26 protein-coding genes are annotated in these 23,781 nt (G+C 60.1%); 9 read left to right on the forward strand and 17 right to left on the reverse strand.

The features are described 5' to 3' along the window. The first annotated feature begins 144 nt into the window (after positions 1 to 144). From ACQZ40_RS00305 to ACQZ40_RS00340, 8 genes are all read left to right on the forward strand, one after another. Positions 145 to 1,086 carry an ABC transporter substrate-binding protein gene (locus tag ACQZ40_RS00305; RefSeq protein ID WP_448747158.1) on the forward strand — a complete coding sequence of 314 codons (942 nt, stop codon included), beginning with the start codon at positions 145 to 147 and terminating at the stop codon, positions 1,084 to 1,086. A gap of 138 nt (positions 1,087 to 1,224) precedes the next feature. Further along, a complete protein-coding gene (locus ACQZ40_RS00310) occupies positions 1,225 to 1,998 on the forward strand; it encodes an ABC transporter permease (protein WP_271044779.1) in 774 nt (257 codons plus the stop codon). Further along, positions 1,998 to 2,783: an ABC transporter ATP-binding protein gene (locus tag ACQZ40_RS00315; RefSeq protein ID WP_020809178.1), complete on the forward strand. Its 786-nt coding sequence runs from the start codon at positions 1,998 to 2,000 to the stop codon at positions 2,781 to 2,783. The genes ACQZ40_RS00310 and ACQZ40_RS00315 overlap by 1 nt, the downstream gene beginning before the upstream one ends. Before the next feature lie 34 nt (positions 2,784 to 2,817). Then, a complete protein-coding gene (gene hutC / locus ACQZ40_RS00320) occupies positions 2,818 to 3,555 on the forward strand; it encodes a histidine utilization repressor (RefSeq protein ID WP_448747159.1) in 738 nt (245 codons plus the stop codon). A 193-nt stretch (positions 3,556 to 3,748) separates the two neighbouring features. After that, positions 3,749 to 4,963, forward strand: a complete 1,215-nt coding sequence (exbB, locus tag ACQZ40_RS00325; RefSeq protein WP_448747160.1) for a tonB-system energizer ExbB — start codon at positions 3,749 to 3,751, stop codon at positions 4,961 to 4,963. Positions 4,964 to 4,969: 6 nt separating this feature from the next. Next, positions 4,970 to 5,446, forward strand: a complete 477-nt coding sequence (exbD, locus tag ACQZ40_RS00330; protein ID WP_065654742.1) for a TonB system transport protein ExbD — start codon at positions 4,970 to 4,972, stop codon at positions 5,444 to 5,446. Then, the gene (locus ACQZ40_RS00335; protein WP_448747161.1) at positions 5,443 to 6,369 is read left to right on the forward strand and encodes an energy transducer TonB family protein; all 927 of its coding nucleotides are present in this window, start codon (positions 5,443 to 5,445) and stop codon (positions 6,367 to 6,369) included. Before exbD ends, ACQZ40_RS00335 begins: the two co-directional genes overlap by 4 nt. 150 nt (positions 6,370 to 6,519) lie before the next feature. Then, entirely contained in the window at positions 6,520 to 7,509 is a 990-nt protein-coding gene (locus ACQZ40_RS00340) for an Ldh family oxidoreductase (protein ID WP_271044780.1), read from the forward strand. Between the two features lie 220 nt (positions 7,510 to 7,729). On the opposite strand, the gene ACQZ40_RS00345 is transcribed toward ACQZ40_RS00340, so the two are convergent. The 16 genes from ACQZ40_RS00345 to phnG form a co-directional block, all read right to left on the reverse strand. After that, a complete protein-coding gene (locus ACQZ40_RS00345; RefSeq protein ID WP_065654739.1) occupies positions 7,730 to 7,975 on the reverse strand; it encodes a helix-turn-helix domain-containing protein in 246 nt (81 codons plus the stop codon). Between the two features lie 463 nt (positions 7,976 to 8,438). Continuing rightward, entirely contained in the window at positions 8,439 to 9,479 is a 1,041-nt protein-coding gene (locus ACQZ40_RS00350; RefSeq protein WP_448747162.1) for an AraC family transcriptional regulator ligand-binding domain-containing protein, read from the reverse strand. Between the two features lie 87 nt (positions 9,480 to 9,566). Beyond that, the gene (gene phnN, locus ACQZ40_RS00355) at positions 9,567 to 10,166 is read right to left on the reverse strand and encodes a phosphonate metabolism protein/1,5-bisphosphokinase (PRPP-forming) PhnN (protein ID WP_448747163.1); all 600 of its coding nucleotides are present in this window, start codon (positions 10,164 to 10,166) and stop codon (positions 9,567 to 9,569) included. Beyond that, a complete protein-coding gene (locus ACQZ40_RS00360) occupies positions 10,163 to 11,299 on the reverse strand; it encodes an alpha-D-ribose 1-methylphosphonate 5-triphosphate diphosphatase (RefSeq protein ID WP_078051431.1) in 1,137 nt (378 codons plus the stop codon). The genes phnN and ACQZ40_RS00360 overlap by 4 nt, the downstream gene beginning before the upstream one ends. Beyond that, positions 11,296 to 11,994: a DUF1045 domain-containing protein gene (locus ACQZ40_RS00365; RefSeq protein ID WP_174035429.1), complete on the reverse strand. Its 699-nt coding sequence runs from the start codon at positions 11,992 to 11,994 to the stop codon at positions 11,296 to 11,298. Before ACQZ40_RS00365 ends, ACQZ40_RS00360 begins: the two co-directional genes overlap by 4 nt. Before the next feature lie 272 nt (positions 11,995 to 12,266). Continuing rightward, a complete protein-coding gene (phnE, locus tag ACQZ40_RS00370) occupies positions 12,267 to 13,616 on the reverse strand; it encodes a phosphonate ABC transporter, permease protein PhnE (RefSeq protein WP_448747164.1) in 1,350 nt (449 codons plus the stop codon). Further along, a complete protein-coding gene (phnE, locus tag ACQZ40_RS00375; protein ID WP_448747165.1) occupies positions 13,616 to 14,602 on the reverse strand; it encodes a phosphonate ABC transporter, permease protein PhnE in 987 nt (328 codons plus the stop codon). The genes phnE (ACQZ40_RS00370) and phnE (ACQZ40_RS00375) overlap by 1 nt, the downstream gene beginning before the upstream one ends. Before the next feature lie 69 nt (positions 14,603 to 14,671). Then, complete coding sequence (gene phnD, locus ACQZ40_RS00380) at positions 14,672 to 15,577, reverse strand: phosphonate ABC transporter substrate-binding protein (protein ID WP_078051428.1); 906 nt, start codon at positions 15,575 to 15,577, stop codon at positions 14,672 to 14,674. A gap of 85 nt (positions 15,578 to 15,662) precedes the next feature. Further along, a complete protein-coding gene (gene phnC, locus ACQZ40_RS00385; protein ID WP_448747166.1) occupies positions 15,663 to 16,523 on the reverse strand; it encodes a phosphonate ABC transporter ATP-binding protein in 861 nt (286 codons plus the stop codon). A gap of 235 nt (positions 16,524 to 16,758) precedes the next feature. Next, entirely contained in the window at positions 16,759 to 17,376 is a 618-nt protein-coding gene (locus tag ACQZ40_RS00390; protein WP_433822110.1) for a transferase hexapeptide repeat family protein, read from the reverse strand. Then, a complete protein-coding gene (gene phnL / locus ACQZ40_RS00395; RefSeq protein ID WP_174035433.1) occupies positions 17,373 to 18,080 on the reverse strand; it encodes a phosphonate C-P lyase system protein PhnL in 708 nt (235 codons plus the stop codon). The genes ACQZ40_RS00390 and phnL overlap by 4 nt, the downstream gene beginning before the upstream one ends. A 4-nt stretch (positions 18,081 to 18,084) precedes the next feature. Next, positions 18,085 to 18,861: a phosphonate C-P lyase system protein PhnK gene (phnK, locus tag ACQZ40_RS00400; RefSeq protein WP_003524419.1), complete on the reverse strand. Its 777-nt coding sequence runs from the start codon at positions 18,859 to 18,861 to the stop codon at positions 18,085 to 18,087. Continuing rightward, positions 18,858 to 19,760, reverse strand: a complete 903-nt coding sequence (locus ACQZ40_RS00405; RefSeq protein ID WP_065654731.1) for an alpha-D-ribose 1-methylphosphonate 5-phosphate C-P-lyase PhnJ — start codon at positions 19,758 to 19,760, stop codon at positions 18,858 to 18,860. The genes phnK and ACQZ40_RS00405 overlap by 4 nt, the downstream gene beginning before the upstream one ends. Before the next feature lie 133 nt (positions 19,761 to 19,893). Continuing rightward, positions 19,894 to 21,003 carry a carbon-phosphorus lyase complex subunit PhnI gene (locus tag ACQZ40_RS00410; protein WP_448747167.1) on the reverse strand — a complete coding sequence of 370 codons (1,110 nt, stop codon included), beginning with the start codon at positions 21,001 to 21,003 and terminating at the stop codon, positions 19,894 to 19,896. Position 21,004: 1 nt separating this feature from the next. Beyond that, positions 21,005 to 21,613 carry a phosphonate C-P lyase system protein PhnH gene (phnH, locus tag ACQZ40_RS00415; RefSeq protein WP_448747168.1) on the reverse strand — a complete coding sequence of 203 codons (609 nt, stop codon included), beginning with the start codon at positions 21,611 to 21,613 and terminating at the stop codon, positions 21,005 to 21,007. Continuing rightward, entirely contained in the window at positions 21,613 to 22,074 is a 462-nt protein-coding gene (gene phnG, locus ACQZ40_RS00420; protein ID WP_448747169.1) for a phosphonate C-P lyase system protein PhnG, read from the reverse strand. Before phnG ends, phnH begins: the two co-directional genes overlap by 1 nt. 82 nt (positions 22,075 to 22,156) lie before the next feature. On the opposite strand from phnG, the gene phnF reads away from it, so the two are divergent. Next, the gene (gene phnF / locus ACQZ40_RS00425; protein ID WP_448747170.1) at positions 22,157 to 22,894 is read left to right on the forward strand and encodes a phosphonate metabolism transcriptional regulator PhnF; all 738 of its coding nucleotides are present in this window, start codon (positions 22,157 to 22,159) and stop codon (positions 22,892 to 22,894) included. Between the two features lie 9 nt (positions 22,895 to 22,903). Here the strand turns inward: phnF and dapB are convergent, their stop codons facing one another. Further along, on the reverse strand, positions 22,904 to 23,731 hold the full coding sequence (dapB, locus tag ACQZ40_RS00430) for a 4-hydroxy-tetrahydrodipicolinate reductase (RefSeq protein ID WP_271044966.1): 828 nt from the start codon (positions 23,729 to 23,731) through the stop codon (positions 22,904 to 22,906). Positions 23,732 to 23,781: the final 50 nt, after the last annotated feature.

Raw genomic sequence — 23,781 nt, forward strand, 5'->3', positions numbered from 1 at the left:
ATGCCGGGTGGTGTATTTGCAATCTTTCCGGAGGCCTTCGGAAGCTTCTATTTTGTCTAGACAAATATAAAATCCCTGCCTACCATGCCTCAAATAAAGCGATAAACAGCATCGCACAAAAATAAATCAAAAGGGGTTCAGATCATGAAGAAAACATGGGTACTCGCCACAGTCGCCGCGCTCTTTTCATCCGCTTCCGCCTATGCCGAGACGTCGGTGACGATTGGCATGTCCGGCTGGACCGGTTTTGCACCGCTGACGCTCGCCAAACAGGCCGGCATTTTCGAAAAGAACGGTCTGAAAGTCGATATCAAGAAAATCCCGCAGGCGAGCCGCCATCTGGCCCTTGCTTCCGGTGACATCCAGTGCGCCGCCACCACCGTGGAAACATGGATCGCGTGGAATGCCAATGGCGTGAAATCCACCCAGATTTTCCAGATGGACAAGTCGCATGGCGCCGATGGCATTGCGGTGCGCAGCGATGTTGCCAAGGTCGCGGACCTGAAGGGCAAGACGGTTGCCGCTTCCGCGCCGGGCACCTCCCCTTATTTCTTCCTTGCCTGGGTCCTCAAGGAAAACGGCCTCACCCTGAAGGACGTCAAGGTCGTCAACCTCGAGCCGGGACCGGCCGCGCAGGCATTTGTTGCCGGTCAAAATGATGCGGCCATGACCTATGAGCCCTATCTGTCCACTGTCCGCGCCGCCCCCGATAAGGGCAAAATCCTCGCCACGACGCTGGATTATCCCGCCGTCATGGATACGTTCGGTTGCACCCCGGATTTCCTGAAGGCCAACCCGCAGGCGGCGAAAGCCCTGGCGGACAGCTATTTCCAGGCGCTCGAGCTCATCAAGGCCGATCCCGAAAAGTCCTATGCGACGATGGGCGCGGATGTGAAGCAGACCGGCGAGGCCTTTGCCGCTTCGGCAAAGTTCCTCGAATGGCAGGACAAGGCCGCCAACCAGAAGTTTTTCGAGGGTGAATTCAAGACATTCTCGGAAAAATCGGCGGACCTGCTGCTGGAAATCGGCGTGATAAAGTCGAAACCCGATCTTTCGACCCTCGCGGATACGTCCTTCATCAAGTAACAGAAAAGGCGGCCGCGTTCCCTGCAGGGAATATTGCAGCCAAAGACAGGTGAGTGCGTCGATTGTGCGTCGCGAAACGCGCACGGCGCTCCGATGGCGCGGCGAAGGTGCCGCGCCGGTTTTCCGGACAGGCGACAGATGCAACCTCTTCAACCCATAAGGAACAGCACGAGAATTGCTCTCGGCATCCTGTTCTTCGTGCTGTTTTTTTCCGCCTGGGGCTTTGCCACGCTGGGCGGTTTCGTATCGCCGACCTTTCTGGCCGACCCCGTCACCATGCTGAAGGACGGCATCTATCTGCTGACCGATCAGGGTTTTGCCAGCGATATCGGCATGACGATCTGGCGCGTGGTCGGCGGTTTCGTGCTGGCATCGCTCGTTGCCGTGCCGGTCGGCATCGCCATGGGGGCCTATAAGCCCGTCGAGGCGCTGCTGGAGCCCTTCGTCTCCTTCGCGCGCTATCTGCCGGCTTCCGCCTTCGTGCCGCTCCTCATTCTCTGGGCCGGGATCGGCGAGATGCAGAAGCTGCTGGTGATCTTCATCGGCGCGGTGTTCCAGATCATCCTGATGGTGGCCGTGGCTGTCGCCGGCACAAGACGGGATCTGGTGGAGGCGGCCTATACGCTTGGTGCGAAGGACCGGGGCGTTGTTCGCCGTGTTCTCATTCCCGCCAATGCGCCCCATATTGCGGAAATCCTCCGTCTCGTTCTCGGCTGGGCCTGGACCTATGTCATTGTCGCGGAACTGATCGGCGCCTCCTCGGGCATCGGTTATATGATTATCAACAGCCAGGCGCTGATGGCGACCGGGCAGATCATCTTCGGCATCATCGTCATCGGCATTATCGGTCTTATTTCGGACTTTGCGTTCAAATCGCTGAACCGGAAGCTTTTCGCTTGGAGGCTTGCCTGATGAGCGAACTCGTTATCAAGGGCGTCAGCCGCACTTTTCCGGGTGTGCAGGGCGGGCAGCCGACGCTGGCCCTCCAGCCCACCGATCTGGAAATTCCCCGCAATGATTTCGTCACCATCCTCGGCCCGTCGGGATGCGGAAAATCGACCTTGCTGCGCATCATCGCCGGTCTCGACCGCCCGACGACGGGCGAAGTGCTGCTGTCCGGTAGGGCGGTGACGGGGCCGGGGGCGGATCGCGGCATGGTGTTCCAGTCCTATACGCTGTTTCCCTGGCTGACGATCCGCGAAAATGTCGCCTTCGGCCTGCGCGAACGCGGCGTTGCCGAGAAGGAAAAATGGGAGATTGTCGATAGCTATATCGACAAGGTCGGCCTGCGCGGCTTCGAGAACCATTGGCCGAAACAGCTCTCCGGCGGCATGCAGCAGAGAACGGCCATTGCCCGCGCCCTCGCGAACGGCCCGAAAATCCTGCTGCTCGACGAGCCTTTCGGCGCTCTCGACAACCAGACGCGCGGGCTGATGCAGGAATTGCTGCTCGGTATCTGGGAGCGGGAGCAGAAGACGGTCATTTTCGTCACACACGATATCGAGGAGGCGGTCTTCATGGCGTCGCGTGTGGTGACCATGTCCGCAAGGCCGGGTCGCATCAAGTCGATCACGCCGGTCGACCTGCCGCATCCGCGTCACTACACCGTCAAGGCCAGCCCGGAATTTTCTGAGCTGCGCGCCAAGCTTACGGAGGAAATCCGCAGCGAGGCGATTGCCGCCGCTGCCCATGGATAGTTGATCCGGCAAAGGGGAGGATAAAAGCATCGGGATGAGGAGCACAGGCGCCGATCTTCAGGAAAAATCGCTGCACGAGCGCATCCGCAATGATGTCGAGCGCCACATCATGTCGGGCGAATGGCCGCCGGGTTATCGTATTCCCTTCGAACACGAAATGACCCGGCAATATGCCTGCTCACGCATGACGGTGAACAAGGCTCTCAGCGAACTGGTGCAGCGCGGACTCATCGAAAGACGCCGCCGTCTCGGCACCTTCGTTCGTCAGCCCCATGCGCAATCCGCCGTTCTGGAAATCCACGATATCGAGCGGGAGGTGCAGGCGCTGGGTCTGGTCTACGGTTACCGTCTCGACAAACGACGGCTGCGCCCTGCGGGGGAAGAAGACGGCGCGGCCATGGCGCTTGCCGCCGACGCCCCGGTCCTGGAACTCACCTGCACGCACTTTGCCGGCGGCGTTCCCTTTTGCCTTGAAGAGCGCATCGTCAATGTCACCGCCGTTCCGGAGGCGGAAGCCGCGGATTTTTCACAGATCGGGCCGGGGACATGGCTGCTGAAAATGGTGCCCTGGAGTGCGGCCGAACATCGTATCAGCGCCGTTTCCGCCGACCGTAAAAATGCAGCCGCGCTCGGCATTGCTTCTGGCGCTGCCTGTCTGGTCATCGATCGGCGGACCTGGCATGGGGCGGATTATATCACCCGTGTCCGTGTCACCTATCCCGGTGACCGGCATGCTCTCATTGCGCAGTTTTCGCCCTCGCAAAACAGCTGAAGGCCGTCGATCGGTCAATTTTTTGTAAAGAAGAGTTTACGGGTGGTCTTTTGACAATATAATAGTTGTCAAAAGAACTCAGGTTTATTATCGGAACGTCAAGCTTTCACGACGGTATCCGTTCATGACCCCGGTTTTAAGGAGCCGGTCAATCTGCGGATGAGTTCATCGACGGAAATCCGGGATAAAAATTATGTCAGCTGAGACCTCAACTTCTTCCGCATCCTTCAACAAGGCAAACACGACAAGGCATCTCTCCCTTGCCATGACTGTCACCTTGCTGGCCGGCCTGAGTGCTGGCTTGAGTGCTGGCTTGAGTGCCGGCGCGGTTTTCGCTCAGACGGCACCGGAAACCCAGATACAGCCGGCACCGCAAACGGAAGCGGTTCAGCCAGCACAGCCGGCGGCTCCTGCAACGCCGGGCGCTCCGGCCGCCGCGCCCGTCCAGCCTTCCGCGACTGCACCGGAACAGCCGGCCGCCACCGCACCCTCGCAGCCTCAGTCAACTCAGCCCGCACCGGCCCAGCCTGCACCGGCTCAGCCCGCGACGAATACCGCACCGGCACCGCAGCCGACGCAGACCGAGCAGCCCGCACAGACGGGCCAGACGACCGCGCCGAATGAAGCCGCGACCCCGATAGAGCCTGTCAGCACCGAGCCCGCGAGCGCCGAACATCGTGCGGATATCCCGCACAACCTTTCTCCCTGGGGCATGTTCATGGCGGCCGACTGGGTCGTGAAGGGTGTCATGATCGGTCTTGCCTTCGCATCTCTGGTTACGTGGACGGTCTGGGTCGCGAAGTCTATCGAGCTTGCAGGTGCGCGGGTGCGCGCCGGCTCGACGCTCAAGGTCATTCGCAGGGCAAAAACCCTGACGGAGGCCACCGAGGCCGTCGAAAAGAAGGGCGGGCCGGCAGCACTGATGCTGCGCATGGCAACCCACGAAATGCAGCTTTCCGATGCGGTGGTCGAACATACGGATGGCGGCGGTATCAAGGAGCGTGTCTCGTCGGCGCTTTCGCGTATCGAAACCCATGCGGGTCGCCGCATGTCACGCGGAACGGGCGTTTTGGCGACCATCGGTTCCACCGCTCCCTTCGTCGGTCTGTTCGGCACCGTCTGGGGCATCATGAACTCCTTCATCAGCATTTCGGAATCGCAGACGACCAATCTTGCCGTCGTCGCGCCGGGCATCGCCGAAGCGCTGCTCGCCACCGCCATCGGCCTTGTCGCCGCCATTCCGGCCGTGGTGATCTACAACGTCTTCGCCCGCTCCATCACCGGGTACCGCCATCTGCTGGCGGATGCCGCAGCCGGTGTGGAACGCCTCGTCAGCCGCGATCTCGATTTCCGCCGTATTCCGCCGGGCAGCACCAGCAAGCCCGCGGTATCGCTGGTAGGACGGTGATCGGCCATGGCTGGCGGTATTCGCGAAAATAGCGGAGACGATCTCTCCGAAAACCACGAGATCAATGTCACGCCCTTCATCGACGTGATGCTGGTTCTGCTCATCATCTTCATGGTGGCGGCACCGCTCGCCACCGTCGATGTGAATGTCGATCTGCCGGCGTCCACCGCAAAGCCGGCGGAACGCCCGGAGGAGCCGCTTTATCTGACGGTCAAGGACGATCTCTCGCTCAATCTCGGCAATGATGCGGTTGCCCGCGAAGCACTGGCGGCCGCCATCGACCGGCAGACGGGCGGCAAGAAGGATACGCGCATCTTCCTGCGGGCCGACAAGGCGGTCGATTACGGCCACTTCATGGAAATCATGAACCTGCTGAGAGATGCCGGTTATCTGAAGATCGCCCTCGTAGGACTGGAAAACGCGGCTGCCGCATCGCAGCCGGCCGCCGTTGGCCAACCCGCAGCGCCGGGAACCACGCCATGACTGAAAACGGCTACCCGCAGGCCCGGCATTCCCGTCTCGGGGAAGTAACGCTGTGGTCCGTCGCGGCGCTGCTCATGCTGGGCGTTCACGCTGGTTTTGCCTATTATCTGATGCAGGAGCCCGAAGAGCAGGAAGCCGGCGGGCCGCCTCCTGCTGCGATCATGATCGAAATGGCGGCGATACCGGAGGCCGTAAAGACCGAAGAAACGACGCCCGCGCAAGATGTTGAGGACGCAGAAGAGGTGAAGAGCGACAGCAGCGAACCGGTGGAGGAAGCCGCCCCGGAAGAGCCGCCGCCACCGGAGCCGGTTGCGGAAACGCCGCCGCCGCCAGAGCCTGTGCAGCGGCCTGAACCGCCGGTCGAGGAGATCGTCGAACCGCAGGAAATTCCCGAACCCGTGGAGCCGGTCGATCCCGTTCAGGAGCAGATGATGGCGGAACTCGAAAATATCGAGGTCCCTCTGCCCGTCATGCGTCCTCCGCCGCCGCCCGTCGAAAAGAAGGTGGAAAAGAAAGAGCCGGAAGAGAAAAAGAAGGTCGAGCGCCAGCGTCCCAAACCGCAGCAGGCATCGGAACTGCGCGAAACGGCGAAGGCTGAAGCCCAGCAGTCCGACCGGACGGCGGCATCGCGCAGCAATGCCGGCTCCTTCTCGTCCTCGTCCATGTCAAATGCCGATTGGGGTGCGAAAGTGCGCTCGGCGATGCAGCGGCGACTGGTGCGTTCGGCTGGAAAATCGGGGATGACCATTACGGTTTCATTCAAGATAGACAGCGGTGGTTCCGTCGGCGGTGCGAGGATTATTTCATCCACCGGTGACTCGGCGATGGATCAGAAGCTTCTGGCCGTCATACAAAGAGCGTCCGTCTCGCCGCCGCCGCCAGGCGCAAATACGAGTTTTACCCTGCCGATTCTTTTCAAGTAGGGTGAAGCAGTCCGACCGCATATGGGCGTCCCGACTCTGGAGAGGATGGGATGCCCGATTTATTTTCCATGTTGATTTGCAGCGACCGTATACCGCAAAGTAGGACCAATCCGTCCCACCGCATGCAAGCCAACAGGAACCACGAAAATCATGAAATTCTCAATCGCAGAGGCGGAGGATCTCGTATCCTCTATCTTTGAGCGCAACGGCGTTCTGCCGCAAAACGCCCGTTCGGTGGCAAAGGCGCTCGTCGCCTCCGAGGCGGCCGGCCAGGGTGGTCACGGTTTTCGCCGCATCCCCGTGTATGTCCGGCAGGCGCGGGTTGGAAAGGTCGATGGCAAGGCGCGTCCGGTGGCGACCCGCGTGAAGCCGGGCGTGCTCTCGGTCGACGCCAATCACGGCTATGCCTATCCGGCGATCGATTGCGCCCTTGAGGAATTGCCGGACATGGTCCGGCAGCAGGGCATTGCGCTTGCGGCGATCCACCGCTCCCATCATGCGGGTGTCATGGCGCTGACCGTCGAGCGCCTCGCCGAAATGGGTTTTGTCGCGCTCATGTTCGCCAACGCACCAGCATCAATGGCGCCCTGGGGCGGCAGCAAACCGCTTTATGGAACCAATCCGATCGCTTTCGCCACCCCCGTCGGCGGCGCCGATCCGCTGGTCATCGATCTCGCGCTCTCCAAGGTCGCGCGTGGAAAGATCATGGCGGCCCGCCAGAAGGGTGAAACCATCCCCGGCGACTGGGCGCTCGACCGAAACGGCCGGCCGACGACCGATCCCGAAGAGGCCATAGAGGGAACCATGGTGCCCGCAGGCGAGGCCAAGGGCGCTGCGCTGGCATTGATGGTGGAGATCATGGCCGCTGCGATTACCGGCGGAAACTTCGCATTCGAGGCATCTTCCCTTCTCGATGACAAGGGAGCACCACCCTCTCTTGGCCACACGATCATCGCCATAGACCCGGTATCGTCAGGCGGTACGGCCTTTACCGAGCGGCTGGGGCTCATAGCCGGCGAGATAGAAAAGCAGGAAAATGTGCGTCTGCCCGGCCGCCGCAGCCAGGGGATTCGCAAGCAGGCGCTGGAAAGCGGCATCGTGATCGAAAGCGATATTCTGACCGAAATTAAATCGCTCTGATGCGACAATAAAAACCCGGCGGGTCGACTATGACCCGCCGGGCAAACCGTAAATGGCATGCTTTGCATTTGCGTCGATAGGGCCGGACATCATGTCCAGCCCGCTTTGGTCCGCCATCCCGCCATTGATATGGAAGGATTTTGACGCAGAAAGCCGCTCATTCGGTTTTCAGCTTACGGGAGGGGACGTTTCGCGTAAGCTTGGATGATCAGGTTGGCGATTATGCGTCCTGCACGATCAGGCCGCGCAGCAGGGCGATGCTGACGGCATTCAGCAGATTGGTGGCGCCCAATCTGTGGCGCACCCTTTCAAGAGTATCCTTCACGTCCGCTTCGTCCGCGCCGGTTATCAGGGCGACGTGGGACGGATGCTTGCCCCGCGCGACCAGCCCCAGATAATGCCGCTCACGCTCCGAAAGGATGATTTCACGCGTCTGGCGATGTTCATGCGGCGTGTTTGAAGACATTTTCTTTCAGCCTTAAAGAGATTGGCCTTCCCGGGGCACGATCAGGCAATGATTCATTCCCCGAAACCAGCTCGTTTACCGCTCTGTCTATACGCGAACAGAAACGTTAATTTCGCCAATAGGTTTCATCGGGCATTGGTAATTATGCAATAAGGGCCGCTTTCGCAGCCAGCCGATCCTGACGCGGACGCTCTATTCTGTGCACTGAAGGGAACTGCAACACCGATATTGCCAGAGACCAAAATGGGTCTGGCGTGAAATGCAGCTTCAAAGCTCTGGAATGTTTTCGTCACACCCCGAAGGATATGCGGCGCTCTAATAGGCGATGTGCCTCACCGAGAGAATAACATCTCGCGCCAAGTTTTTCGTTTTATTGTTATGTTTCGGCACACAACGCGATGAGCGCCGACATATTTCTCAAATTTAATACATCATTTCGAAATATTGATGCCGTCAACATGTATCATCCGGCGGAATGATGCGCGTGTTTCTTGCGAATGTCGGTCGGTGTTGCCCCGAACCAGCGCGAAACGGAACGCGAAAACGCACCGGGTGTCGAATAGCCAAGCCTGTAACTGATGTCGGATACCGGAAGATCGCTTTCCACGAGGAGTTTGAAACCGGCATTTTTGCGAATGGCATCCTTTATCTCGTTGAGATTGGTGCCGAGCTCTGCGAGCCGCCGTTGAAAACTCCGTTCCGACAGGTTGAAATAGGGAGCGATCTCGCCGAGCGAAAGCTCGGCATCCGAGAGCCGCATCTGCATATACCGCTTCACCTGGTCAATGAAATGGGTCGCGTCCGCCGATGTTTCCGGTCGCAACATGCGGCATTGCAGGTTCATCAGCTCGAACAGCCGCTCATCCGCATTCGGATTGACCACATCGAGAAGCGGTACCGGCAGACGCATGGTATGGATCGGCTGGGAAAAACTGACGCGCCTGGTCATTCTTTCTTTAAATAGCTGAATATTATTCGGTTTCGGCCGCTCCAGACCGATCTCGATCTGGTTGATACGATCTCCGAGAATATCGCGGAGACGCTGTATCAGGACGGCGAGCGACAAATCCACATATTGATCGCGCTTGGCAATAACCGGCGCGAAGGACCATGACAGGGTTACCTGCGTGGCATCCGTTACCATGGTGAAATTGCTGTTATTGGTGGCGTAATAAACATGGTCCTGAAGAAAACGCAGGAACGCCCTTACCGTCGGTGCGCTGATCAGCCCATATCCGAACGCGCCGGATGCACCCGCTGGAAAGGTGGAGGCGCATTGCAGACCGAAGACGTCGTCGCCGGAAATCAGTGCACAGGTTTCGAGCAGCCGGGAAAATCTATCGAGGCTTATGCGTTCCGTCAGGCTGCTGAATATGGCTGGATCAATGTCCAGAGCCTTGCAGATCGGTGCGATATCGATGCCCCGTGACCGGGCATAATTGCTGACGCCGGCAGCCAGACCGGCCACCACACTTATCTCGTCGCTGACCCTTTTCTCGGGCATCCCTCGCCTTGGCGTACCATGTTTGGAAATTGTCGCCTGATGGTAAGCCTTGAGAAAGCGTTTGTCGAGCAGCCCGGCTTCGGAATATTAAGTGCGACCGATGTCTGCGCTTTGCTTGAGCACCTGCATGATGGCTTTGCCGGCATCTTCGATAGCGCCGCTATTATCGACGGTCGTGACGTCGAAGTCTCCAGCGACTGTCAACGAGCTGCGTTCCAGCCGCCGGAGAATATCGTCCCGGCTTTCCCGCCCGCGCTGCTCAAGGCGCATTGCCAAAACCTCCGGCCGAGCGACGATGTTCACGACCTTGAGACGGGAAAAGGCGGTGCCGAAATGCGGCAGGGCGGAACGCGAACCGTTGGCGATGACCACGTCTCCCGCATTGAGGTGACGATAGACCGCGGCCGGGATGCCATATTTCAGCCCATGCGCCTGCCAGGACACCGCGAAGGCGCCCGCATCTTCCAGTCGGTTGAACTCGTGCATCGAAACGGCATCGTGGTTTTCACCCCCCGCATCGCCGCTGCGGGTAATGACGCGGCGGGTGAAGTGAAAGCCCGGCCGTCCGCACAATCGCGCTGCGGCATAGTCCATCAGTGTGTCCTTGCCGGCCCCGCTCGGGCCGACAATCACGATCATCGTGCCGGGCGATGCCGCGCGCCGGCTATCCTGCCCATCGTCGGTCATGCCACGCGCTTGCCCTGACGCCAGACGGAACGGGCGACCGGCACACCATCCTCGCGGTGAACCCGGACCAGATCGGCCCGCAATCCCGTCGCGATACGACCGCGATCGAGAAGGCCGACGGTGCGCGCCGGGGTGGCGGTGACCATGCGCAGCGCCTCCGGCAGGCTGATGGCTTCTACCTGATCGGCGAGCAGGAATGGCGCGAAGAGCAGGCTGAAGGGCACATAGTCGGAAGAAAGAACATCCAGCACGCCGATCTCGGCGAGGTCGCGGGCGGCGATGTTGCCGGAGTGGGACTTGCCGCGAACGATGTTCGGCGCACCCATCAGCACGCTCATGCCGGCGCTGTGCGAGGCTTTTGCGGCTTCGACGCTGGTGGGGAATTCCGCCAGTTTCACGCCGTGGCCGATAGCCTCGCCGACATGCGCTTCGGTGGCGTCGTCATGGCTTGCGACGGTGATGCCGCGCTCGGCGCAGCGGGCGGCCAGATAATCGCGGTGCTTGGCGGAATATTCCGCCGACGCCGCCTGCCGACGCCGCACGAACTCGGCGAAAGCCTCGTCGCTCAGCCCACGCTTCTTCTGGTAGTAGAAGATATATTGATCCATCGACTGGAACTGGCGCTGCCCCGGGGAGTGGTCCATCAGGGAAATCAGCCGCACGCGCGGATCGGTTTCGAAGTCTTCGAAATGGTCCAGCACATCCGAGGAGGCGACTTCACAGCGCAGATGCAGCAGGTGATCCGAACGAAGGCGGTTCTGATCTGCCGCGGCCTCGATGGCGTCAGCCATTTCGCGCATTTCACCCTTCTTGAAGCCGCCGTCCTCATCCGAGCCGAGCCGCAGGCAGTCGAATACGGTGGTAATGCCGGAGGCGGCCACCTGGGCGTCATGGGCCTGAATGGCGGCGATCTTGTCCCAGATCACGCCGGGGCGCGGCGAATAATGCTGCTCAAGATGGTCGGTATGCAGTTCCACCAGACCCGGGATCAAATAATCGCCTTCCAGGTCTTCGCCGGTTTTGGAAGCACCTTCGCTGATATCGGCGATCTTGCCGTCACGGATCAGGACAGAGCCCAGAATAATATCGTCTTCCAGAACGATACGGGCATTGGAAAGGGCGTGCTCGGTCATGGGTTCGCATCTTTCTTTGGTGGCTGGCCAAGGGGGTGCCAGCTATGAACGGTAAAGGGCGCCCCGCGCGTTTCTTCAATGAACAAGGCGAGGCCGGAAATGCTGAGAGGTCGATCGGTGAATTCGGAAAACCGCGCCGAAAGCACCTTGTGCATGGCGGGCTGCTCGCTCTCGTCGATGCGGCCGGTCAGTGTCATATGAAAACGGAAATCATCCATGACATGCGGATAACCCCAGAGCGACAGATTCTGCCGCTGGCTCTCCGTCAGCATCTGTGGCCGCCGACGGGCAATATCGGTCTCCGACAGAGGCGCGCGAAACCGGTCGAAATGATCGACGATCTCGGCGGCAAAATCCTGCAGTGGCTGATAGGTGCGGTCCGGGACCAGTGCGAAAAAGGGCCCGAGCGCACCGACGATGACACGTGGAATTTCGAAGGTGGACTGGCTGGCCGCGAAATCTTCGAAGGCCGTGAGCAGCTCCGCTTCGCTGTATTTTTCGGCAAGCTCGAAAGGAGCCTTCAGGGTCGCGTGGAAACCGTAACGGCGCGGCTCCTCCGTGATCTCGGCATAGTCGTCGTGGTCGTCATGCAGCGTGCCGGAAAATGCGTTGCGGCCCAGCCAGCGTGACGCTGCCTCAGTCAGCGGGTGATCTTTAGCCGGAGAAAAATAGATGGCATAGCGCACGGCAAGCACTCTTCAGTGTCATGGGAGACCAGGGATGAGAAGCTATTTGGCGTGACTCGCCAGCTTCCCGCAAGGTCAGGAGTGCGAGGTAATTGGTTTCCGTGACAGAATGATGATGCCGAAGGAAAAAAGCGCATTGGAAATGCGGTAACCCTTCCGAATGTGCTGAAGACACAGGCGGACATGATGACGGGATGGGGCCGGCATAAATCGGGACAGCGCGAGTGTCTGGCGAAGATGACGAACATCGTTACGACGTTCGCCATTTCATTCCCTCAGACCTAGTGTTGTGTTTTGCCGATCAGGCGTGAACGCAGCGAATTGGAGATGTGGTCGAACAGGAAAACGACGAGGAGGATAAGCAGGACCATATAGGCGACCTTGTCCCAGTCGGCATTGGTGCCCATCGCTTCCAGCAGTTTCAGACCGATGCCGCCCGCGCCCACCGCGCCGATGATGGTGGCGGAGCGGGTATTGCTTTCCCAGAAATAGAGTGACTGCGAAATGAAGACCGGCAGGACCTGCGGCAGCACACCGAAGCGGTTGACCGCAATCGGGGAAGCGCCAACAGATTTGACACCCTCGCGCTGCTTGTCGTCGACATTTTCCAGCGCCTCGGCATAGACCTTGCCGAGCGCTCCGGTGTCGGTAAAGAAGATCGCGGCAATGCCGGGGATCGGTCCGGGGCCGAAGCTGCGGGTGAAGAACAGCGCCCAGATCAGCATGTCGATGGAACGCAGGAAGTCGAATAGCCGCTTCATGCCCCAGTTCGCAGCCTTGTTGGCGGTGATGTTGCGCGCGGCGATGAAGGCGAGCGGCAGGGCGACGAGCGTGCCGAACAGCGTGCCCACAAAGGCCATGACCAGCGTCTGCATCAGCTTGGAAAGAATATCGGCATGTTGCCAGACGCTGTTGTCGAGGAAATCATCCACCATGTGGCCGATATTGGAGCGCTCGGGATCGAGCCTTTCTCCCCACAGCGCGAGAGCGGCGAGTTCGCCATAGCCCTTGCCCCAGAATTCCGATTTGGTGTCGAACAGGAAATTCGCCCATCCGAGGAACCGACGCTGGACATAGACCTGACTGGTGCGGATTTCCGCCTGTCCGGCAAAACCAAAATGCACGAGAACCTTGTTGCCGTCCTGCTGGATTTCCTGCGGCACGTCGTCGGATGCCCGGGCCTGTTCTCCATTGATGATGACGGGATAATTCTTGCCGTCGACATAGACATCCACCCGGGTCGGGGTCACGTCGAGGCGGTTTTCCATGCCCGCATAAACGACGCTGTAGCCGCCACCCGGCAGGGGCTGCAGCCAGTCGATCTTTGCATCGACCGGATATTGCCCGCGGCTGGACCATTGCGGCTCAACCTTGCCGTCTTCGAAACGCAGGCGCGGCTGGGCACGCCAGGAATACCAGTCCTGAATATAGCTCGAGGCACGATCCCACCGGCCCTGCATGAAGGCCGGGCCGACATTGAAGAAGAAAAAGCAGCCGATGAGATAGACGGTGACGGCGAGAAGGCCGACGAGCAGACCATATCGCTGCATGAAACCGCGATTGAACACGTGCGGATGCGCGGCCGTCAATCTCTCGCGGTCGGCGGTGTTGAGAATGAAGCTGGACGACATCAGGCCGCTCCCCGTCCGAATTCGAAGGATTGATGACCGATCAGCCTGCGGCGCAGCCAGCCGGAAAACTGGTCGACGGCGATGATGGTGATCAGCAGAAGGATGATGATGGCATAGGTCTTCGACGCATGATCGTTACCGATCGACAGGCGGAAGACCTCGCCGATACCGCCGCCGCCCACGGCACCGATGATGGTGGAGGCGCGCACGTTGATTTCGGCGCGCAGCAGCGCGTAAGAGACGAAATTGGGCAGAACTTGCGGCACGATGGCGAAGCGCACTCGTTCCAGCCAGTTGGCGCCGGCGGCGCGCAAGCCTTCATCCGGCTTCATGTCGGCATTTTCCACCACTTCGAAGAACAGCTTGCCCAGAGCGCCGATCGTGTGGACTGAAATCGCGATGATCGCGGCGATCGGGCCGATCGACAGGATGGCGGTGAGCAACCCGGCGACGACGATTTCCGGAAAGGCGCGCAGGACTTCCATGACCCGGCGCACCACCCAGCGCACGAGGCCGGCACCGACGAGATTTGTGGAGGCAAAAAAGCACAGCACGAAGGCAAAACTGGTGCCGATGATTGTCGAAACCATCGCGATGTTGAGCGTGATGATCAGCTGATAGATGAAATGCGGGATGTAGAAGCTGTCAGTGATGTAAACACGATCCGCAACGTAATTATATTTCAGCGAACCGTCCGCATAGGGCGACGGCAGGTCGAACATCGCCCGGAAAATTTCAAGCGGGCTGTCCGGCACGAAGGTTTTCATGAAGTCGAAGAAATAGGGCAGGCGCTCGAAGAATTTACCAGAATTGGCCGCGTTGGCAAAATTCAGGGAAGCGGCGAGGATGACGAGGAAGATCACAAGCGAAATAACGGTATAGATCCGTCTTGTCGCAAGCTGCTGTTGATAATGACGCATGACCGTCTGGGACGATGCGCTCAATCCCTTGGAGGAGAGGGTGCCATGATGCAGTGTGGTCGCCATGCCGCTTTTCCTTTATTGGCAAAAGCGGCGGCGCCGCAAGGCACCGCCGCTTCCGGGTATGATCGCAGATCAGCCGCCGATAACGGACTTACGGGCGTCGATGATCGTCTGGTAGAAGGACGGATCGACCTTGATGTAGGCGGTGTTCTTGCCCTGGGTGAAACCCTGGAAGCAGGCGAGGTCCTTCTTCGGCAGTTCCATGAAGAAGTCTTCGACCTTCTGCTTCATCGCGTCGCCGAGCTTGTTCGTAACCATCAGCGGGCCGTTCGGGATCAGGGGCGACTTCCAGACTTCGACGATATCGTCCATGTCGAGGTTGCCCTTCTTGACCATCTGGTAGAGGTTGCCGGCGGTGTAGCCTTCTTCCCACTTGCCGACTCCCGAACCGAAGGTGGTGCCGACATCGAACTTCTTGTCGAGAACGGCGAGAACGAGGTTCTCATGGCCGCCGCCGAAGCCGGTTTCGGAGAAGTATTCCTTGACCGGAACACCGGTTTCCTTCGGGATAGCCACGTTCGGAACGAGGAAGCCGGAGGTGGAGTCAGGGTCGGCAAAGCCGATCTTCTTGCCCTTGGCGTCAGCCAGCGTCTTGATACCGCTGTCCTTGCGGGCAACCATGATCGTGTAATAACCGGTCGAACCGTCAGCGCCGGCCGTGGTCAGGATCGGATCGACGGCCTTCGGATCGGCAAGAGCGATCTTGGCGTAGGAGGACGCGCCCATGGAAGCGATGTCGATGGTGCCGCCGAGAAGACCCTGGATGACGCCGTTATAGTCCGGCGACGGGAAAACCTGAACTTCGGCAACGCCGGTCGCGGCCTTCAGGCCATCGGCAACGCACTTGGTGTTGCGGATCTGGTCGGCTTCGTTTTCGGAGCCGTCGAGACCGATGCGCAGAACCTTGACGTCCTGAGCCATGGCGGAACCGGCCAGAACGCCAAGCGCGACTGCCGAAAGAAGGACTTTCTTCAACATGGACTTTCTCCTGTTTCCCGGCGAGCCGGAGTTTGTTGTGAAGTATCGGCCCTTGACGCGGGCGCAAACGATGCTGAGCGGTTCCTCAGAGCCCGGCGAGAGCGAGCGGTTCGGGGCCGGCAGATTGCTGCACCGGACGCGCGGGAAGCTGCGCGCCGGGAATATTGATGCTGGTCGAGGTCATGGTCTCGTCGATGCCGGACCCTTGAGAATCGGTTCCGTAAATCTCCGTGACGGCCGCAGCCGTCAGCTCTGCCGGCGTTCCGTCGAAGACGACGCGGCCCTCAGACATGCCGATGATGCGTTCGCAATAATTGCGTGCCGTATCCAGCGTATGCAGGTTGGTGATGACCGTGATGCCTTCGCGTTCGTTGATGTCGCGCAGCGCGTCCATCACGATCTTGGCGTTCAGCGGGTCGAGGGAAGCGATAGGCTCGTCGGCCAGAACCATCTTCGGAGACTGCATAAGGGCGCGGGCGATGGCGACGCGCTGCTGCTGACCGCCGGAAAGCGTGCCGGCCGCCTGCATGGCCACATGTTCGATGCCAAGCCTTTCCAGGGCGGCGATCGCCATCAGGCGCTCGTCATTGGTAAAGATGTTGAACAGGCTGAGCGCCGTCGAGCGGTGGTTGAGGCGGCCGAGCATGACATTGGTGAGCACATCGAGACGCGGCACCAGATTAAACTGCTGGAAAATCATGGCGCAGTCGCGCTGCCAGCTACGAAGCGCAGCACCCTTCAGCGCCGAAACTTCCGTGTCGTTGAAATGGATGGAACCCGAGGACGGATCGACGAGGCGGTTGATCATGCGCAGCAGCGTCGATTTTCCCGCACCCGAGCGTCCGATAACGCCGACCATCTGGCCCTGCGGAATTTCGACATTCACGGAATCGACCGCAGTGTGATTGCCGAAACGGCGCGTGACTTGCTTCAGGTGAAAGCTCATTTCCCCGTCCAATCTTCTTTTTGACGGGGTTCGGCGTAACAGCGGTGCGTGAAGTGTGGATGTCAGTTTGATGAATAAAATATTACAGAATTCGCAGATACGACGCCCAGGGGTTCGCCGACAAAGCTTTCGGGAGGAATCTTGAGACCGTTCAAATCCGCGTGTCTTTTTTGATCGCATAAACAAAAATCCCGGGGGTACCCCGGGATTTGCAGGTGTTCGGCAGCAGGAGATTTCATCCGCCATATTTCGCGACGAAAACCTCGGCGTCCAGATTGCGGAAATCGTCGAGAGCGACGCGCAATGCCGCGTGATCCCAGTCCCACCACTTCAGATTATCCATTTGCCGGCCCAGTTCCGCCGGGAAGCGCTCCCTAATCAGCCGGGCGGGCACGCCGCCGACGATGGTATAGGGCGCGACATCTTTTGAGACGACTGCACCCGCCCCGATCACAGCGCCGTTTCCCACAGTGACGCCGGGCAGGATCGTCGCACCATGGCCGATCCATACATCATGGCCGATGACGACGCGCTTGGCGCGGCGGGCGGCAAAGAAGTCCGTCTCATCCTCCGCATCGTCCCAATAGTTGTTGGCACGATAGGTGAAGTGATGCAGCGTCGCCCGCTGCATCGGGTGATTGGTGGCATTGATGCGGACGGAGGCGGCGATGTTGACGAATTTGCCGATGGTAGCGCACCAGATCGCACCATCCTGCATGACATAGGAGTAGTCGCCCATCTCGACTTCCTCGATGCGGCAGCGTTCCGAAATTTCGGTATAACGGCCGATCGCGGAGTTGCTGACACGGGCGGTCTCATGGATGACCGGTTCCAGACCCACCTTGACGCTCATGCCGCTGCTTTCCTGGGAGAAAACTGTGAGACGTCCAGAATGCGGTCGGCCACGGCCTCCCGCACCTCCTCGTCATGGAAAATGCCGAGCAGTGCCGTGCCCTTCTGTTTTTTCTCGACGATCATATCGACGACGACACGCCGGTTGAGGGCGTCCAGCGAGGCCGTCGGCTCGTCCAGAAGCAGAATCGCATGGTCGGTGATGAAGCCGCGGGCGATATTCACGCGCTGCTGCTCGCCGCCCGAGAAGGTTGCGGGCGGAAGCGACCATAGTTCCCGTGGCAGGTTGAGCTTCGAAAGCAGCATGGCTGCGTGTTCGCGGGCTTCATCGGCGGCAACCTTGCGCGCCAGAAGCGGTTCGGCGACGACATCTATGGCAGCGACACGCGGCACGGTGCGCAGGAACTGGCTGACATAACCGATGGTGCGGTGGCGGATATCGAGGATCGTGCGCGGCGAGGCGTTGCCGATATCGACGACCTGGCCCTCATGACGAACAAGAATCTGCCCGCTGTCGATGGCATAGTTGCCATAGAGCATTTTCAGGATCGAGCTTTTGCCGATGCCGGAGGCCCCCCCGAGCACGACACATTCGCCGCCGCAAACGGAGAAATTGACATCGCGCACAACGGGCAATTCGATACCGTCGCGAAGATGCATGGTGAAGCTTTTGAAGACTTCCGAAACGATAAGAGGCGTCGGCATGGCATCAAACCTGCAGAATAGAGGAAACAAGCAATTGCGTGTAGGGCTCGCGCGGATCGTCCAGCACCCGGTCGGTCAGACCATGTTCGATGACGTCGCCGCCCTTCATCACCATCATGCGATGGGAAAGCAGCCGCGCCACCGCAAGATCATGGGTGACGACGACGACGGCGAGACCGAGATCGTTGACGAGACCGCGGACCAGATCGAGCAGGCGCGCCTGCACGGAAACATCGAGGCCGCCGGTCGGTTCGTCCATGAAGACGAGGCGCGGCGAGGTGACGAGGTTGCGGGCGATCTGCAGGCGCTGTCGCATGCCGCCGGAAAAGGCGCGTGGTTGGTCGTCGATGCGGTCGGTGCCGATTTCCACCCGTTCCAGCCATTCGCTGGCCGATTGCCGGATATTGCCGTAATGCCGGTTACCGACGGCCATCAGCCGCTCGCCGACATTGGCGCCGGCCGAAACCGCCATGCGCAGCCCGTCCGCCGGGTTCTGGTGCACGAAACCCCAGTCGGTCCGCATCAGGAAACGCCGTTCGGCCTCGCCCATATGATAGAGGTCACGTACCGAACCGTCGCGCATGCGATACTCCACACTGCCCGCCGTCGGCATCAGCCGGGTGGAAATGCAGTTGAGAAGCGTGGTCTTGCCGGAACCGGATTCGCCGACGATGGCAAGCACCTCGCCCGGGTAAAGCTCGAAGGAGACATTGCGGCAACCGGCGCGGTCACCGTAATATTTGGAAACGTCCCGGACTTTCAGAAGCGGTGCGTCGCTCATTCTGCGGCCTCCTTCACATCCGCCAGCAGGTGGCCCTTGTGGCCATGGGCGCGGCGGTCCTCGCAATGGTCGGTATCGGAGCAGACGAACATCCGCCCGCCCTTATCATCAAGCACCACCTCGTCCAGATAGACATTCTCCGCACCGCACAGCGCGCAGGGCTTGTCGAAGCGCTGGATTTCGAAGGGATGGTCTTCGAAATCGAGGCTGACGACGTCGGTATAGGGCGGCACGGCATAGATGCGCTTTTCGCGTCCTGCACCGAAGAGTTGCAGGGCGTCCGAGAGATGCATTTTCGGATTGTCGAATTTCGGGGTAGGCGACGGATCCATCACGTAACGCCCGGCCACCTTCACCGGATAGGCATAGGTGGTGGAGATGCGTCCGTTGCGGGCGATATCCTCGTAAAGCTTGACGTGCATCAGGCCGTATTCCTCCAGCGCGTGCATGACACGCGTTTCGGTCTCGCGCGGTTCGAGGAAGCGCAAGGGCTCGGGAATGGGAACCTGATAGACGAGGACCTGACCCGAATGCAGTTCCTCTTCGGGAATGCGATGCCGCGTCTGGATGATGGTCGCATCCTTGGTGCGGGTGGTAACGGCAACATTCGCTACCTTCTGGAAAAAGGCGCGGATGGAAACCGCATTGGTCGTGTCGTCCGCGCCCTGGTCGATAACCTTCAGCACATCGTCTGGGCCGAGAATGGAGGCGGTTACCTGCACACCGCCGGTGCCCCAGCCATAGGGCATGGGCATTTCGCGGGAAGCGAAGGGAACCTGATAACCGGGAATGGCGATGGCCTTGAGAATCGCCCGGCGGATCATTCGCTTGGTCTGTTCGTCAAGATAGGCGAAGTTGTAGGCAGCCAGCCCGTCGTCAAATGAAACTTCTTCAAGCATTGCGCGTTAGCCTTGTGAAAAAAGGAGTACAAGCTCATGGAGATTGGAATTCTTGCAGCCGTGTTCTTTGCTGTGTTTGCAGCATCGACCGTCTTTTGCGCTTACTGGTTTGGCGAGCAGCACAGCCGCTGAGCTATTCGGCCGCATCGCCCATCCACTCCGCGCCATCGGCGTTGATCGCCTCGAAATCGGCGCGCATTTTCCTGACCAGACCGAGTTCGGCCTGAAAATCCACGTAGTGCGGCAGTTTCAGATGTTCGACGAAACCCGTCGCCTGAACGTTGTCGGCGTGTGAAATGACGAATTCCTCGTCCTGCGCGGGGGCCACGACGTCCTCGCCGAATTCGCCTGCCCGCAGCGCCCGGTCGACCAGCGACATGGCCATCGCCTTGCGCTCGCTCTGGCCGAACACCAGACCGTAGCCGCGTGTGAATTGCGGCGGTGCCTTGGCCGAACCCTTGAACTGGTTGACCATCTGGCATTCAGTGACCTGTATGTCGCCAAGCGACACGGAGAAGCCGAGTTCCGGCACCTCCAGTTCCACCTCCACCTCGCCGATGCGGATTTCACCGACGAACGGATGGGTGCGGCCGTAACCGCGCTGCGTCGAATAAGCGAGCGCCAGAAGGAAACCCTCATCACCACGTGCCAGCGATTGCAGGCGCAGGTCACGCGGCATTGGAAATTCCATCGGCTCCCGCGTTAGGTCGCCGGCAATATGGTCAGCCGGCATATCGCCGTCGGTTTCGATCAGTCCTTCTTGCGCCAGAATGTCTGAGACGCGCATGACATGTTCCGGCTCGCCTTCGCGCTGGGTGGCTGTCTCAACGACTTCATCCTCCAGAAGCGAAGGATCGAGCAGGCGATGGGTGTAATCGAAGGTCGGTCCGAGCAATTGTCCGCCCGGCAAATCCTTATAGGTCGCGGAAACGCGCCGCTGCACCGTCATGTCAGCGGTATCGACCGGAACCGAATAACCGAAACGCGGCAGGGTCGTGCGATAGGCGCGCAGCAGGAAGATGGCCTCGATCATGTCGCCGCGGGCCTGCTTGACGGCAAGGGCTGCAAGCGACTGATCGTAAAGAGACGCTTCCGCCATCACCCGGTCGACGGCGAGCGAAAGCTGCGAAACGATCTGCGAAACCGTCATCGCGGGCAGGTGGCGGTCTCCGCGCCGCCTGTCGGCCAGAAGCCGGTGGGCGTTGGCAATGGCGGTTTCCCCGCCTTTGACAGCAACATACATCTTACGCCTCCACGGGTTGAATGCGCGTCGTGCGCGGCAGGCAGACAAATCTGTCGGCGGATGTCAGGATGAGGTCGACGCCGCGCGGGAAGATGGCGTTGTTCTCCGCCCACAGCCGCGGGAATATGTCCGGCAGGCCCGTGGGGCTGATGATGTTGACGTGGCGGATACCGGGGCCGGAGAGCAGCAATTCCCGTCCTCCATCCAGATCAGGCAGCTCGATGATGAACGTGGTGGAGCGGTCGGGATATTCCTGACTTCCCTGGGCGAAGAGACCGAAGGAGGCTATGGCGCTGCCCGCTTCGATGACGGCGAAATGCGCCGCGCTTTTTTCTTCCGTCGGAACGGCACCCGTATGAAATCCGATCCAGCCGGGGACGGTCGTTTTCCGCAGGGCGCCGCTCAGCCAGACCGGCGTATCGTGATCGCAGAGCGCCAGCAGAACCGCGCCGGTGGCGGGGTCGAGTGGCAATGGGGGGGCGACTGCGGTTTCGATTGTCTGCGGCGTGCCCGGCCGGGCCATGCCATCCATGAGTTTCTTGAAAATCCGTTGGGAATCGAAGACGGCGTCGGAAAAACCGCCCGTCAATGCTTCGGCCTTGACGCTCATCAATCTTCTCCTCGAACCATGGTGAAGAAATCGACCCGGGTGGCGGCGGTCTCTTTTGTTTTCCTGTCCTTCTCCTCGGCCAGTCGTTTCTCGACCGGTGAAAGAAGCTCGGTCTCGACAAAGCTGCGGGTCGGGCTTTCCTGCCAGAGCGCATCGAAAACGGCGGCGTACCAGGCCTTCTTGCGGCCGGTGCCGAGAACATGGGCGTGACCGACGGTGCCCGAGGCAAGCTTGACGGTTGCCCGGGTAACGGTCGTCTCGCCCAGATTGAAGGACGCGCCGCCACCGCCGATACGGCCCTTGACCATGACGAGCCCGGTTTCCGGCCCGCGCACATTTTCCGTCCGGGGGCTCTCATCCTGCCGGTTCCAGACGGTTTCGAGTTCCTGCACGGTGGCGCGGGCAAGAAGCGCCGCCACCCGCTTTCTGTCTGCATGCAAATTTGCAGTTTCGTGAATCATCGCTTGACCTCTAATGTCTATTGATATAGACAACTATACAATATAAGGTACATTTAACGTTCGTGAATGACAAGCGTGTGACATGGGCCCTTCGGCAGCGATGAAAAGAAAGAACGGCGTGGCGCTCTGGCGGCAGATCGCCGACAGGATCAGAGGCGAGATCGCGGCGGGCGATCACGATGAAACCGGCATGTTGCCGCCGGAAATGACGCTGGCCGAAAAATTCGGCGTCAACCGTCATACCGTCAGAAGCGCCATTGCGGCGCTGGCTAGCGAAGGCATTCTCGAGCCGATGCAGGGGCGCGGCACGATGATCGCCCGCAAGGAGCGCCTGAGTTTTCCGATTTCACGGCGCACGCGATTTACAGAGGGCATCGGCGATCAGGTCAAGGAAATGGAAGCGCTGCTTCTTTCCCACACGACCGAACCGGCCAATGCCGATCTGGCGGCACGGCTGCAATTGCCGGCGGGTGCGCCGCTCATACGTCTGGAAACGCTGCGCAAGGCCGATAACCGCCCGGTTTCCCGTTCGACCACATGGTTCCCGGCCGATCGTTTCGGCGGAATAGGAGAGGCCTACCAGAAGAGCGGCTCGATTACCGTTGCCTTCAATATGCTGGGCGTGGCGGATTACGTGCGTATTTCCACCGTCATTTCCGCCAGCCATGCGGACACGCAGGATCTGGCCGATCTGGAACTGTCGCCGGGCGCAATCCTGCTCGTCACCCAGGCGCTGAATGCCGATATGGATGGCGTGCCCGTGCAATATGCCATCAGCCGCTTCTCGGCCGATACGGTCGAATTCACGGTTGAAAATTAAGGTGCAGGCTTATTCGGGCTGCGAAAGCCCCAGCACATCCAGCATGGAATAAAAGCCCGGCTTCTTGTCGAAGGCCCAAAGCGCCGCGACGATTGCCCCGCGTGCGAAGATAGAGCGGTCGCCGGCATAGTGCGAAAGTTCGACGCGCTCGCCCTCTCCGGCGAAAATGACAGAATGTTCGCCGATCACCGAACCGCCACGCAGCGTGGCAAAACCGATGGTGCCCGCCTCACGCGCGCCCGTATGCCCGTCGCGTACGCGCACCGAGGACGCGGTGAGATCGACCTTGCGGCCGGCTGCTGCCGCCTCGCCGAGCAGAAGGGCGGTGCCTGAGGGCGCATCCACCTTGTGCTTGTGGTGCATTTCAAGGATTTCGATATCCCAGTTCTGCGCATCCAGCGCCTGTGCCGCCTGCTGTGTGAGAACACTGAGCAGATTGACGCCGAGGCTCATATTGCCCGACTTGACGATGCGGGCATGGCGCGACGCCGCCTTGAATTTTTCCTCGTCTTCCGCCGAGCAGCCCGTGGTGCCGATGACATGCACGATGCGGGCCTGTGCGGCGAGGCCGGCAAAGGTGACGCTGGTTGCCGGCGAGGTGAAATCAATCACCCCTTCCGCATGCAGAAATGCCTGAAGGGGATCGCTGGTGATTTCGACACCGATCGGGCCAAGACCCGCAATCTCGCCCGCATCGCGGCCGACAAAAGCCGAGCCTTCGCGCGCGACGGCGGCATGCAGCTGGACGCCGGGGGTCTGGTGAATGAGGCGGATCAGCGCCTGTCCCATGCGGCCCGCCGCGCCGACCACCACCAGTTTCATGCCGCTGCTGCCCATGCTGTCACTCACTTTTCATCTCGGGCGGATCGAAATCCGCCGGTATTTGT

Source organism: Agrobacterium sp. 16-172Ci, from assembly GCF_053522725.1.